The sequence below is a fragment of the Streptomyces sp. NPDC050147 genome, from assembly GCF_040660195.1.
Lineage (GTDB): Bacteria > Actinomycetota > Actinomycetes > Streptomycetales > Streptomycetaceae > Streptomyces.
Genome location: NZ_JBFALJ010000019.1, coordinates 66,852 through 80,223, shown reverse-complemented (window position 1 = coordinate 80,223; position 13,372 = coordinate 66,852). Strand labels below are relative to the sequence as shown.

Genomic DNA, 13,372 nt, shown 5'->3' with positions numbered 1-13,372 from the left:
GTCATTCGGGGCCGACGGGGGCCCCCGCCTCCAGGTACAGGGCGACCCCACGCGCCCGCGCGCGCAGGGCCCAGCGCAGCCGTTCGTAGCGCACGGAGGGCAGCAGCAGGGCCGCCTCCTCCTCGGTGACGAAGCGGCAGTCGCGCAGTTCGGGGCCGGGCAGCAGCATCTGACGCGCCTCACCGCTGTCGAGGCGCCCGCCGTCGAAGAGGAACCGCATGCCTCCGTAGCCGGGCGGCCTTGGCGGCTCCCAGTCGACGACGAGGAGCCGCGGGACGTCGACGAGCCGGATGCCGGTCTCCTCGGCCACCTCGCGCATGCCCGCGCGCGCGGGCGCCTCGCCCTGTTCGACGACACCGCCGGGGAACTCCCAGCCGGCCTTGTACGTCGGGTCGACGAGCAGCACCCGGTCCCGCTCGTCGAAGAGCAGCACGCCGGCGGCGAGCGTCTCCGCGGTGGGCTCCGGGGTCTGCACGATGTCGCAGACGGACGCGGCCCCGGTGCGTACGGCGTCGGCGATGCGCTCGGCGGTCTCGCAGGGGGTCAGCGCGCCGGTGTCGATGCGGTGGGCGTCGGCGCCGAGCCAGCCCGCGAGCGCGGCGCGGTACGGCTCGATGTGGTCGAACGACCACTGCCGCACACGCGTGTCGCCGCCCGGCACCTCCGGGACGGGGCGCCCTGATATTCGCTCGCGCAGGATCGTTTCATCCGGTGTCAGGACGACGTGGCGTACGGCGATCCTGCGCGAGGCGAGCCCGCCGAAGATCTCGTCTCGGTACTCCTGCCGCAGCAGGGTCATGGGCACCACGAGGACGCCACCGACCTCGGCGAGCAGGGCTGCCGCCGTGTCCACGACCAGCCGCCGCCAGAGCGGCAGATCCTGGAAGTCGCTCACCTCGGCGAGGCGCTTGGCAGGCAGCAGTTCGTGCAGCGCGCCGCCGATGACCTCGGGGTCGAAGAGTGTGCTGTTCGGGATCAGCTCGATCAGTTCCCGTGCGGCGCTGGTCTTGCCCGCACCGAACGCGCCGTTGACCCAGACGATCACGGTTCCCCCCTCTTCTGTTGGCCCCCTGTGGCTTGCCCGCAACACCCTGCCACGGAAACCAGGCCCTGATGAGGTGGCCATCGCCTGGGCCGAAAAACGCCATAAACTGTCAAGCAATTCGCATGCACTTCACCCCATCGGGTGGCAGTCACCCTGCATGAATCGTTCCGTCACTGCAGGACAGGCCCTCCCCCGCTAGCGTGATCCGCCAGGCGCCCCAGCCCCTGGTGACCTCCTGAATCCGGCTCTTCCGATGGGCCCCGCTCACAGGACCCGGCCGATGCTCGCCCCTGGGGGACACGTGCAACTCGATGCACTGAACGAATTCGCCTTCGACTCCGATCAGCAGCCCCATGTGTACGGCCGCGATGGCGCGGTCGTCGTAGAACTGTGCGGTGAGATCGACCTGTTGGCCTACCAGCAGATCGTTCCACTCCTCGACCCCATCACCGGCGGCACAGCGGCCACCGTGGTCATCGACCTGACCCACACCACGTTCTTCGACTGCTCCGGCCTCGGTCTGCTGGTGCGCGCACGCCGCCGCACGAAGGCGCGAGGCGCCCGCCTCGCCGTGGTCTGCACCCACCCCCTGACCCTCCGCGTCCTGCGGCTCACGGGCCTCACTCTCCTGCTGTCCCCGGTCCCCACGCTGGAAGAAGCGCTGCGGCAGAAGTGAACCCACACCAGCGGCGGCGGGCTCTTCGCAGCCGCTGGAGGGGCTCCGGAACGCTGCGGGGTCCGGGCAGCACCCAAAGCCTGCCCCGCTGACGCCGTCGCCGGGAGCAGGCGCGCGCGGTGCGTCTACGCATTTCGTTCGCACCCCGTGTGAAACGCGCGCTCACCGTGGCTTCGCCACAGGACGTGCCGTGCGGGCACGGTTGGGCCACCTGGTCCGGGTGTAGGCGTGGAAGTGGTCGCCGGCGTGACCCTGCCCGAGAGTGCAGTGCAGGACATCACCGGGCCTCTCGTCCCAGCACAGGCCGGGAATGTCACGCGCGTACTTCGGGGCTTTCATGCGGAGCGCTCCGTCTGCTGAGTGTTGTCGGTGGCCACGCCCCGACACTCTCAATCCGGCCGGCCGACGCGGGGACATGACGGCCCGTGACACGGAACGGATCATGCGGACGGCCGCCACCCCGCCCACTCCTCACACCGGCCGACGCGGGCCGGACGCGGAGGCGAGGTTCCCTCACCCCTTGCTCGACCCCAGGGTCAGCCCCGCGATGAAGTGCCGTTGGAGCAGCAGGAAGACCAGGACCGTGGGGAGCGCCACCAGGACCGAGCCCGCTGCCAAGAGGTTGTAGTCCGTGAAGAACTGGCCCCTCAGGTTGTTCAGGGATGACGTGATCGGGAGTTTGTCGGGATCGGAGATGAAGATGAGGGCCCAGAGGAAGTCGTTGTAGATCCAGGTGAATTCCAGTGTGCCCAGCGCTGCCAGCGCGGGGCGGCACAGGGGGAGGGTGATGCGCCAGAACTGCGTCCACACTCCCGCGCCGTCCACGATCGCCGCCTCCAGGATTTCCTGCGGCAGCGTCCGCATGAAATTGGACAGTACGAAGACACAGAAACCGACCTGGAAGCCGACGTTGACGATGATGATCGCCCAGTACGAGTCGTACAGGGTGAGCGAGTCGGACATCCACCAGGGGAGGGGGATCTTGAGGAAGAGGACGTACAGGGGGTGACGAGGACCTGGGGCGGGAGCAGGTTCCCGGCCGTGAAGAGCATCAGGAGGACCATTCCGCCGCGGAGCCTCAGCCGGGACACGGCGAATGCCACGAACGCCGCGAGGAAGAGCGTGATCAGGACCGCGGGCACCGCTATGAGCAACGTATTGGTGAAGTACTTGCCCATGCCGGAATCGCTGTAGGCCTGGCGGTAGTAGTCGAACGACAGGCTCTTGGGAAACGAGAAATAGCCGTGCTCCGCCGTTTCCTCGTACGGGCGCAAGGAGGCGTAGACGGCGAGGAGCAGGGGCGCGAGGAAGCCGAGCGTCACCGCCGTCAGGAAGATGTGCACCCCGAAACGGCCGGGGCGGCGGCCGCGGCGTACGGGCTTCTCGGTGACGGGTGCGGGTCTTTCGTCGAGCGGCGTGGTGTGGATGTCGGCTGTCATCGGTCGCGCGCACCTCGCAACTCTTGGACCAGGAACGTCACGATGAATCCGACCGAGACGGTCAGGAGTACGACCGCGATGGCGGAGCCGAAGCCGATGCGGCTCGCCTCGCCGATGATGTTGTCGGTGATGAGCACGGAGAGCAGTTCCAGGCCGTTGCGGCCCTTGTTGACCGCGTAGACGATGTCGAAGGCGCGCAGCGCCTCGATGACGGTGATGACGCCGACGATGACATTCACGGGGCGGAGTGTCGGGAAGACGATGCGGAAGAACGTCTGGCGGGCGTTCGCGCCGTCTATCTGTGCGGCCTCTTTCAGGGCGGGGTCCACGGATTTCAGCCCGGCCAGATACAGGATCATGACGTAACCGGTGTGCCGCCAACTCGCGGCCAGCATCATCATCCAGATGTTGATGTCGGAGTTCCCGAGCCAGTCGATCGGGTCGTTCTGGTTGTCGAGGATGGTGTTGACCACGCCTTGGTCGGTGCCGAGGATCAGCTGGGCCATGAAGCCGACCACGGCGAGCGAGAGCACCACCGGCATATAGAGCACGGACTGGTAGAAGCGGCTGAAGCGCACCCCGCGGTCGATGACGACCGCGAGGAGAAGCCCGAAGGGTGTGGCCACCAGGCCGAGGAAGGCGATCCACAGCAGGTTGTGGCGGACGGCCGGCCAGAACGCCGGGTAATTGTCGACCAGGTTCCGGTAGTTCTTTCCGCCCACCCACTGGATGTCGCCTACGCCGTCCCAGGAGGTGAAGGACAGGCCGACGGAGGCCAGGGCCGGGCCCCAGATGATGAAGATGTCCAGCAGGACGGGAATTCCCAGAAGCACGCCGAGCACGGCGATGTCACGGCGCGTGAAGCGCCGTGGTCCCCGCCGTCCGGCGCGCCGCGCGGTTTTCTGCGGCACGGGGCGCGATCCCTCGCTACTCAGCTGACGTCGGAGGAGAAGATGTCCTTCTTCTGGCGCTCGATGCTGTTGACCAGGCCGTCGACGTCCTTGGGGTTGTCGATGAAGTCCTGCAGCGCCTTGATCATGACGGTTTGCGCGAAGTCGGGCCGGGTGTCCCGGTCGAGGAACTGGGATATCTGCGCGGCGCCGGCGACGAGTTCGGCTGATTTCTTCTGCAGCGGGCTGTACTTACTGGTGTCGGCGCCGTCGTTGACCGCGACATTGTTGGGGTCACCGGCCAAGTAGACGTCCTCGGCCTTCGGTGTGCCGAGCCACTTCAGGAGTTCCTTGGCGCCGTCGACGTTCTTCGACTTCTTCGCCACCAGGAATCCGTCGATGGGCGCCTCCACCGCGTCCTGACCGTGCGCCGGATCGATCTCGGGGAAGGCGAAGAAGTCGATGTCGTCGCGTTCGTCCGCCGGGAACTGCTGGCCCGGGTGCGGCATCCCGAAGACGGCCATGGAGGTCTTGCGCTGCTGGAGCCCCTGGCCCGCCTCTTCCCAGGTGCGGCCGAGGGCGCCCTTCTGGTAGTACGGCATGAGTTCACGCCACAGGTCGAAGACCTTCTTCACCTTCGGGTCGGTCCAGGCTTCCTCGCCTGCCATCAGGCTCTTGTGGAACTCGTATCCGTTGAGGCGCATGTTGATGTAGTCGAAGGTGCCCATGGCCGGCCAGCCGTCCTTGTCGCAGAAGGCGACCGGTATGCCGTCCTTGCTCGTCTTCTTGGCGAGCGCGATGAACTGGTCCCACGTCTTGGCCTGTTCGTAGCCCTGCTTCTCAAAAAGGCTCTTGCGGTGGAAAACGGCCCATGGGTAGTAGTAAAACGGCACGAAGTACTGCTTGCCGTCGTGAGTGGACTGCTCCCGCAGCGCGTCCGAGAAGCCCTTGAATCCCTTCCAGACATCACTGATCTCGGTCAGCAGGCCCTTCTCGGCGAAGTACTGCATGCGGTAGCCGGCGAACCACATGAAGACGTCGTCCGGGCTTCCCTGCAGGTAGCGCGTGATGTTCTGCTGGAACTCGTTGTGCTCTGTCGTGTTGACCTTGACGGTCTTCCCCGACTTCTTCTCATAGGCGTCGAAGGCGGCGGCGAACGCCTTCTTGGGCACCGCGTCCGAGGAATTGGACCCCATCGACACTTCGTCCTTGCTGCCGCCCGGGCCGTCCCCACAGGCAGTGAGCAGGGCCGGAAGGGTGACCGCTCCGGTTCCGGCGGCGGCACCACGCAGGACGTTCCGTCGGGACATCCGATGTCCTGACACGCTGCGAGGCGTGGCAGGACCCGTGAACGATGACTGTGCCATGTCCCCCTCCTCGGGGTGCAAACGAACACAACCGAACGCAAGGGTTGCGATCCCACTCCCAAGCGCCACCGCAGTCAAGGGTTTCGGCGTCCGGGTACTCGAACCGTTACGGCCCCTCTTCCAACAGAGTCCAACACGGCCTAACGTAAGCGCGCACCTCTGACACGTACATGCAGCCCCCAACTTCTGCGAGTACGGAGGAATGTAACGATGCGTCCACTCTCATTCCGCATCTCGTCCCGCACCACGCGTCGAAGAGTCGTCGGGTCGCTGGCCGCAGCACTGCTGTCCGCCGCGGGTCTCGCGGCTCCGGCGGCGGCGCGCGAAACGGGCGGCGGGAACGGCGCGGGCGGCGCGAGTGACACAGGCGACCGGAGCGTGGCCGCAAGGCCCTCCACCACCGGGGCGAAGCTCCCCGAAAGCGTCGGGGCCAAGCCGCCCGGAAGCGCCGCCGCGAAGCTTCCCGGCAACCTCGCCCTCACCCCGCCCATGGGCTTCAACAACTGGAACTCCACGCACTGCAGGGCCGAGTTCGACGAATCGATGGTCAAGGGGATCGCGGACATCTTCGTCGAGAAGGGCCTCAAGGACGCCGGCTACCAGTACGTGAACCTCGACGATTGCTGGGCGCTGCCCGAGCGGGACGCGAACGGCAAGCTGGTGCCCGACCCCAAGCGATTCCCCAACGGAATCAAGGCAGTCGCCGACTACGTGCACGACAAGGGGCTCAAGTTCGGCATCTACACCAGCGCCGGCACCAAGACCTGCAGCGACATCGGTTTCCCCGGGGCGCTCGGCCACGAGGTCAGCGACGCGCGGCAGTTCGCCGACTGGGGCGTCGACTACCTCAAGTACGACAACTGCAACAACCAGGGCGTCGACGCCAAGAAGCGGTACATCGCGATGCGCGACGCGCTGAAGGCCACCGGCCGCCCCATCGTCTACAGCATCTGCGAGTGGGGCCAGAACAAGCCCTGGGAGTGGGCCGCGGACGTGGGCCATCTGTGGCGCACCACCGGCGACATCAGCGACAACTGGTCGTCGATGCTGTCGATCATGAAGCAGAACCTGCCGCTCGCCGAGCACGCGGGCCCGGGCCACTGGAACGACCCGGACATGCTGGAGGTCGGCAACGGCGGCATGACGGACACCGAGTACCGCACGCACTTCTCGATGTGGTCCATCATGGCCTCACCGCTGCTCATCGGCTCCGACCTGCGCAAGGCCACGCCCGAGACCTTCGAGATCATCGGCAACAAGGAAGTCATCGCCGTCGACCAGGACCCGCTGGGCAAGCAGGGCGAGGTGCTGTCCTCGGAGGGCGGACGCTGGGTCGTCGCCAAGGAGATGAAGGACGGCAGCCGGGCGGTGGCGCTCTTCAACGAGACGGGCACCGCCCAGTCGATCGCCACGTCGGCGAAGGCTGTCGGGCTCCCGGAGGCCGACGGATACACGCTGCGGGACCTGTGGAAGCACAAGAGCTACAACACGGCGGGCAAGATCTCGGCGACCGTCCCCGCGCACGGCACCGTACTGCTGCGCGTCTCGGCGGACGGCAAGTGGGCCAAGAACCCGCCCGCCGTCGAACTCGGCCTGGACGGCGACCTCTTGGTGGAAGCGGGCCGATCCACGAAGCTGACGTCGAAGGTCACCAACCTCGGCCGCACCCCCGCGCGGAAGGTGTCCGCGACCTTCTCCGGCCCCTCCGGCTGGCGGATCGAGGCGACATCACCCTCTGCCGCGAGCTCCCTGCCTACGGACAAGACGCTGAGTACGTCGTGGTCGGTGACAGCACCGCGGGGCACGGCCCCAGGTGCGTACGACCTCACGCTCAGGACCACCTACCGCTCCCCCGCGGGCACCCGCTCCGAGACCGTTCTGCCACTGACGGCGCATGTCGTCGTGGCGCCGCCCGCGGGCGACTCGGCGGTCAGCGATCTGCCCTGGATGTCGACGGTCAACGGCTGGGGGCCGGTCGAGAAGGACACCAGCAACGGCGAGAGCGAGGCGGGCGACGGCAATCCGCTCACCATCGGCGGGACCGTCTACGACAAGGGGCTCGGGGTGCACGCCGACAGCGCCGTCGAGTACTACACCGGCGCGTCCTGCGAGAAGGTCACCGCGCGGGTGGGCGTGGACGACGAGAAGGGCGAGAAGGGGACGGTCGTCTTCGAGATCTGGGCGGACGGCGAGAAGGCCGCGTCCACCGGCGTCCTCACCAACGCCGATGCCGCGCAAGGCCTCTCGGCCGATGTGTCCGGCGCCCAGGTGGTGCGCCTCGTCGTCACGGACGGCGGTGACGGCAGGGACTCCGACCACGCCGACTGGGCGGAGCCGGTTCTCAGCTGCTGAGAACCGCGGCGACGGGCCGAGCCTCGTGGGCCGTTGACCGCCGATTCGACCGCTGATTCGCGTGGACCATGAACCGCGGGCCGGGCCGAAGCACTTCGGTCCGGCCCCCGGCCACGGAAGGCGAAGCCTCGGGCAAGGAGCGGTCAACTCCCCACAGCGGGCCGCAGCTCCGCACCCCTTTCCTCCTGCATGAGCGCCGCGGCAGCGGCCCCCACCAGCCCGGCATCCGTCCCCGTCAAGGCAGGGGCCACGGTCAGCTGACGTACGAACGAGAGCGTGGCGTACTCCTTCAGGGAGCGTCGCAGCGGGTCGAAGAGCACGCTCCCCGCCTTCCCCACCCCGCCCCCGATGACCGCGATGTCGATCTCGACGAGGGTCGCCGTGGCGGCGATCCCCGCGGCGAGCGCCCGCGCCGCCCGTTCGAAGGAGGCGACGGCCACGGGGTCCCCGGCGCGTGCGGCGAGGGCCACCGCGGCGGCGGACGTGTCGCCGTCGGTCCCCGGCCGCCACCCGCCCTCCAGCGCACGCCGGGCGATGTTGGGCCCGCTGGCGATGCGCTCCACGCACCCGCGTGCCCCGCACGGGCAGGGGTCGCCGTCCAGGTCGACGCTGATGTGACCGATGTGCCCCGCGTTCCCGGTGGGACCGGGGTGCAGCTTGCCCCCGAGGATCAGTCCGCCCCCGACTCCCGTGGACACGACCATGCACAGGGCGTTGTCGTGCCCCCGAGCCGCGCCCTGCCAGTGCTCGGCCGCCGTCATCGCGACGCCGTCCCCGACCAGCTCGACCGGAAGGCCGCCGGTCGCCGCTCGTACCCGCTCGACCAGCGGGTAGCCGCGCCATCCCGGGACGTTCACGGGACTGACCGTCCCCGCCGACGCGTCGACGGGGCCCGCGCTGCCGATGCCGACCGCGCGCGCCCTGCCCCACATCGCCGACCGCGTGAGCTCGCCGATGACCTCTTCGACCGCCCGCATCACGGTGTCGCCGTCCTCGCGCGCGGGCGTGGGCCGCTGGGCGCGCAGCAGGATCCGGCCACGCCCGTCCACCAGGGCGCCGGCGATCTTGGTGCCGCCGATGTCGAGTGCGGCGACGAGGTCCGTGTGCATCAGTGTCAGATCTCCTGGTGAAAGGGCAGGCCGCTCTCCTGGTGAAAGGGCAGGCCGGAGAATGTGATGGACAGTCTCTCTTGCATCTGACAACGTTGTCCAGGTTCTATGCTCGACGCCACATCACTAAAGCACCACTTCCAGCTCACCTTCGTCGACGACAGGACAGCGCACCGTGGCCGAGACCGCCAGCCGACCCGAGCGACCCGAATCCCGCTACGGCAACCGTCCGACCATGAAGGACGTCGCCGCCCGCGCCGGAGTCGGCCTCAAGACGGTCTCCCGCGTGGTGAACGGCGAGGCGGGCGTCACCCCGGACACCGAGCGCCGCGTACAGGAGGCCATCGACGCGCTCGGCTTCCGGCGCAACGACAGCGCGCGCGTACTGCGCAAGGGCCGCACGGCCAGCATCGGCCTGGTCCTCGAAGACCTCGCCGACCCCTTCTACGGTCCGCTCAGCCGCGCCGTGGAGGAGGTGGCCCGTGCCCACGGCGCGCTCCTCATCAACGGTTCGAGCGCCGAAGACCCGGACCGGGAACAGGAACTGGTGCTCGCGCTGTGCGCGCGGCGGGTCGACGGCCTCGTGATCATCCCGGCCGGTGACGATCACCGCTATCTGGAGCCGGAGATCGCCGCCGGTGTCGCTACCGTCTTCGTCGACCGGCCCGCCGGAAAGATCGACGCCGATGTCGTGCTCTCCGACAGTTTCGGCGGCGCGCGCGACGGCGTCGCCCATCTCATCGCCCATGGCCACCGCCGCATCGGCTTCATCGGCGACCAGCCGCGCATCCACACCGCCATAGAGCGCCTGCGCGGGTACCGCGCCGCCATGGAGGACGCGGGCATCCCCGTCGAGGACGAGTGGATGTCCCTCGGGCCCACCGCCCCGGACCGCGTGGAGCAGGCCACCAGGACGATGCTGGGCGGCTCCGACCCCGTCACGGCGATCTTCGCGGGCAACAACCGCGTGACGGTGACCGTCGTCCGGGTCCTGGCCGGGCTCTCCCGTCCCGTGGCCCTCGTCGGCTTCGACGACATCGAGCTCGCGGACCTGCTGCAGCCGGGCGTGACCGTCGTCGCCCAGGACGCCGCACAGCTGGGAAGGACCGCCGCGGAGCGCCTGTTCCGTCAGCTGGACGGCGCGTCGGACGCCCCGGAGCGCATCGAACTCCCGACGCGGCTCATCAAGCGCGGATCGGGCGAACTGCCGCCCGCGGGCTGACGGTCAGGGGGTGGCGGTTGGCGTCGCGATCACGGTCAGCAGACCGGGAGGCCGGGCAGCGGTTCGTCGTTGTCGCCGCCCTTGATGTAGACGTCGCTGATGAAGACGCCTGTGTTGCCGCTGTCGTCGTCCGTCTTGGCCCACCAGACGTTCGTCCACTCGCCGTGCGTCTCGCGGCGGCCCAGGTTCTGCTGGCAGTAGAAGTAGTTCGTGCCCGCGTTCAGCACGCCCGCCTCGGCGCCCGACGCGGTGTACGACGTCGCCGTACGCCAGACCGAGCAGTCGTACTTGCCGCCGCCCGCGGCGTGGCAGGCGGGCTCGGGGGCCGGATCGCCACCGCCGTCCGTCGTGCCGCCGGAGCCGTCAGAACCGCCGCCTGTCGCGCCGCCGTCGCCGGAGGGCTTGGTGGAGGGTTTGGGGCGGGCCGCCGGTCTGTCCGTGGACTTGGGGTCGTCGTCCTTGCCGGTGGAGGGCTTCGCGTCCGGCTTCCTGGTCTTCTCGTCCCCCTGCTTCGAGGGCTTGGGGCCGTCGGTGCCGTCCAGCGCGCCACGGCTGCTGTCGGACTCCGGCTCGGCCGCGTCCCCGGAGGAGGCGGGCCGCTGGGCCTGGCTTCCGCTGTCCCCTTGGCCGTTGAGGAGGGCGACGGTGACGCCGGTGGCGGCAAGGACGACGGCCACGGCCACGGCGGCGAGCAGCGCACGGCCGCGGCGCGGTCGTCGCCCGGCGGGCGGTGTGGCCGCCGGTCCGGAGGGGTGGGCCGGCGGGGGCGACGTGGCGAGCGGCGGCCCGAAGCCCGGCGGCGGCGCGCTGGGGATGCTCCGCTCCGTGGCCTCCCTCGGCCGCGGCGCGGGCTCGCGCGCGGCGGCCGTGACGGCGCCCCCCGCCGCGTCGGCGAGGACCCGTGCCGCCTGCTCCGCGTCCGGGCGTGCCTGCGGGTCCTTGTGCATCAGCTGCTGCAGGACGGGGGTCAGAGGACCTGCCCGCAGCGGCTCGGGCAGCGGGTCGGTGACGATCGCGGTGAGCGTGGACCACGTCGACGTACGGCGGAACGGGGACGCGCCCTCGACCGCCGCGTACAGCGTCGCGCCCAGGGCCCAGACGTCGGACGCGGGGCCCGGGTCCTGGCCCTGGGCGCGTTCGGGCGCCAAGTAGTCCAGGGAGCCGACGAGTTCGCCACTGCGCGTGAGGTGCGTGGCGGAGCCGTCTGCGGGGTCGTCCATCGTGGCGATGCCGAAGTCGGTCAGGACGACGCGCCCTCCGGTCTCCAGGAGGATGTTGCCGGGCTTGACGTCGCGGTGCAGGACTCCGGCGCGGTGGGCGGCGGCGAGGGCCTCCATGACCTTGGCGCCGATGGCCGCCGCCGCGCGGGGGTCGAGGGTGCCGCTCTCGCGCAGGACGTCGTCCAGGGAGGGCCCTTCGACCAGCTCCATGACGATCAGGGGCCGCCCGTCGACCTCCGCGACGTCGTGCACGGCGACCACTCCGGGGTGGCGCACCCGGGCGGCCGCGCGGGCCTCGCGCTGCATCCGTACGCGCAGGTCGGCCAGTTCGGGCCCGGCCGCGTCCGTGTACGTCCGCAGTTCCTTGACGGCGACCTCGCGGCCGAGCACCTCGTCGACGGCACGCCATACGACGCCCATGCCGCCGCGTCCGAGCTGCGCGGTCACGCGATAGCGCCCGGCGAGCAGGCGCCCGACGCCGCCCGTCTGTTCCTGATCCCCCGAAGCCACCGCTGCCCCGTTCCTGTGACACCACTGTGCGTGGCTCACAGACTACGGGGCAGGGGTGACAGCGCGTGCCGGGAGTTACTTGCCGTGCGGTGTGAGGTCCCCGCGGCGCGGGCCCGAGAAGCTCTGCAGGCGAGCCAGTGTCAGGCCGGTGAGCCGGGTGACCTCGCCGACGTCGAGGGCGCCGCAGTCCAGGCCGCGCAGCAGGTACCCGGCGAGCGCCTTGGCCGACGCCGGCTCGTCCGCCACGTCGCCGCCCTCGCGGTGCGCGGCGTACGCGGACAGGCGCGCGGCGGCCTGCTCGAAGCCCTCGCGGTAGAAGGCGAACACGGCGGCGTAGCGCGTGGGGATGTGGCCGGGGTGCATGTCCCAGCCCTGGTAGTAGGCGCGGGCCAGGGCGCGGCGGGTGAGGCCGTAGTGCAGCCGCCAGGCGTCGTGGACCTTCTCGGTGGTGCCGATCGGCAGGACGTTGGTGGAGCCGTCCGAGACGCGTACGCCGGTGCCGGCCGCGGCGACCTGCATGATCGCCTTGGCGTGGTCGGCGGCCGGGTGGTCGCTGGTCTGGTAGGAGGCGCTGACACCGAGGCAGGCGCTGTAGTCGAAGGTGCCGTAGTGCAGGCCGGCGGCGCGGCCCTCGGCGGCGCCGATCATGCGGGCCACGGTGGCGGTGCCGTCGGTGGCGAGGATGGACTGGCTGGTCTCGATCTGGATCTCGAAGCCGATCCGGCCGGGCTCCAGGCCGCGTACCTTCTCGAACTCCTCCAGGAGGCGCACCATGGCGGTGACCTGCTCGGGGTACGTGACCTTGGGCAGCGTGAGGACGAGGCCGTCGGGCAGCCCGCCCGCCTCCATGAGGCCGGACAGGAAGATGTCGAGGGTGCGGATGGCGCGGTCGCGCACCGCCTCCTCCATGCACTTCATGCGGATGCCCATGTACGGGGCGGCCGTGCCGTTCTTGTAGGCCTCGGCGATCAGGCGGGCCGCGCGGGCGGCGTCCTGGTCCTCGTCCGCGCCCTTGTAGCCGTCCTCGAAGTCGATGCGCAGATCCTCGATCGGCTCGCGCTCCAGCTTGGCGCGCACGCGGTCGTAGACCGGCGCGGCCAGGTCGTCGGCGAGGCCGAGGACGGCCGCGAAGGAGGCGGCGTCCGGCGCGTGCTCGTCGAGGGCCTTCAGCGCCTGGTCACCCCAGTTACGGATGGTGTCGGCGCCGAAGAGCTCACCGGGGACGTACACGGTGTGGACCGGCTGGCGGGTGCCCGGGTCGCCGGGGTAGCGGCGCTCGAGCTCCGCGTCCACCGGGGCGAGGGAAGCGCTGATGCCCTCGCTGACCGCGCCCGCGAGGCTCGTCGCCACCTTCTCTTGCTGACCCATTCCTGCACCCTCCACACGCTCGGGGCCGCACACCCAGCCCACTCAATGTTTCCGCTTCACGGAATCAACAATCCGTATGGCGAAGTTATCCGGCGACCTTCCCGCTGGTCAACACCCTCTCGTCTGCCGGACCTCGTCCGTTCATCCGTGTCTCAGATCCTGCTTCCGCACTCG

General features: G+C 69.7%; 9 protein-coding genes and 1 pseudogene. 3 read left to right on the top strand and 7 right to left on the bottom strand.

Annotated elements, in window-relative coordinates:
• Position 1: 1 nt before the first annotated feature.
• On the bottom strand, positions 2 to 1,045 hold the full coding sequence (locus AB0I94_RS26815) for an NUDIX domain-containing protein (RefSeq protein WP_363312220.1): 1,044 nt from the start codon (positions 1,043 to 1,045) through the stop codon (positions 2 to 4).
• A gap of 301 nt (positions 1,046 to 1,346) precedes the next feature.
• Between AB0I94_RS26815 and AB0I94_RS26810 the strand changes: the two genes are divergently transcribed.
• Entirely contained in the window at positions 1,347 to 1,721 is a 375-nt protein-coding gene (locus AB0I94_RS26810) for an STAS domain-containing protein (protein WP_363312219.1), read from the top strand.
• 513 nt (positions 1,722 to 2,234) lie between these two features.
• Here the strand turns inward: AB0I94_RS26810 and AB0I94_RS26805 are convergent.
• The 3 genes and pseudogenes from AB0I94_RS26805 to AB0I94_RS26795 form a co-directional block, all read right to left on the bottom strand.
• Positions 2,235 to 3,160, bottom strand: a pseudogene (locus AB0I94_RS26805) (carbohydrate ABC transporter permease).
• A complete protein-coding gene (locus AB0I94_RS26800) occupies positions 3,157 to 4,071 on the bottom strand; it encodes a sugar ABC transporter permease (RefSeq protein WP_363312218.1) in 915 nt (304 codons plus the stop codon). Before AB0I94_RS26800 ends, AB0I94_RS26805 begins: the two are co-directional and overlap by 4 nt.
• 20 nt (positions 4,072 to 4,091) lie before the next feature.
• Positions 4,092 to 5,360 (bottom strand): ABC transporter substrate-binding protein, encoded by a 1,269-nt coding sequence (locus tag AB0I94_RS26795; protein ID WP_363312217.1) that lies wholly within the window; start codon positions 5,358 to 5,360, stop codon positions 4,092 to 4,094.
• Between the two features lie 267 nt (positions 5,361 to 5,627).
• On the opposite strand from AB0I94_RS26795, the gene AB0I94_RS26790 reads away from it, so the two are divergent.
• On the top strand, positions 5,628 to 7,769 hold the full coding sequence (locus tag AB0I94_RS26790; protein WP_363312216.1) for an NPCBM/NEW2 domain-containing protein: 2,142 nt from the start codon (positions 5,628 to 5,630) through the stop codon (positions 7,767 to 7,769).
• 143 nt (positions 7,770 to 7,912) lie between these two features.
• Here the strand turns inward: AB0I94_RS26790 and AB0I94_RS26785 are convergent, their stop codons facing one another.
• Positions 7,913 to 8,878, bottom strand: coding sequence for an ROK family protein (locus AB0I94_RS26785; RefSeq protein WP_363312214.1), 966 nt, complete (start codon positions 8,876 to 8,878; stop codon positions 7,913 to 7,915).
• 235 nt (positions 8,879 to 9,113) lie between these two features.
• On the opposite strand from AB0I94_RS26785, the gene AB0I94_RS26780 reads away from it, so the two are divergent.
• Entirely contained in the window at positions 9,114 to 10,100 is a 987-nt protein-coding gene (locus tag AB0I94_RS26780; RefSeq protein WP_363312316.1) for a LacI family DNA-binding transcriptional regulator, read from the top strand.
• Positions 10,101 to 10,135: 35 nt separating this feature from the next.
• Here AB0I94_RS26780 and AB0I94_RS26775 read toward each other — a convergent pair whose 3' ends face one another.
• Positions 10,136 to 11,830, bottom strand: coding sequence for a serine/threonine-protein kinase (locus AB0I94_RS26775; protein WP_363312213.1), 1,695 nt, complete (start codon positions 11,828 to 11,830; stop codon positions 10,136 to 10,138).
• 75 nt (positions 11,831 to 11,905) lie between these two features.
• Entirely contained in the window at positions 11,906 to 13,198 is a 1,293-nt protein-coding gene (locus AB0I94_RS26770) for an aldolase/citrate lyase family protein (RefSeq protein ID WP_363312212.1), read from the bottom strand.
• Positions 13,199 to 13,372: the final 174 nt, after the last annotated feature.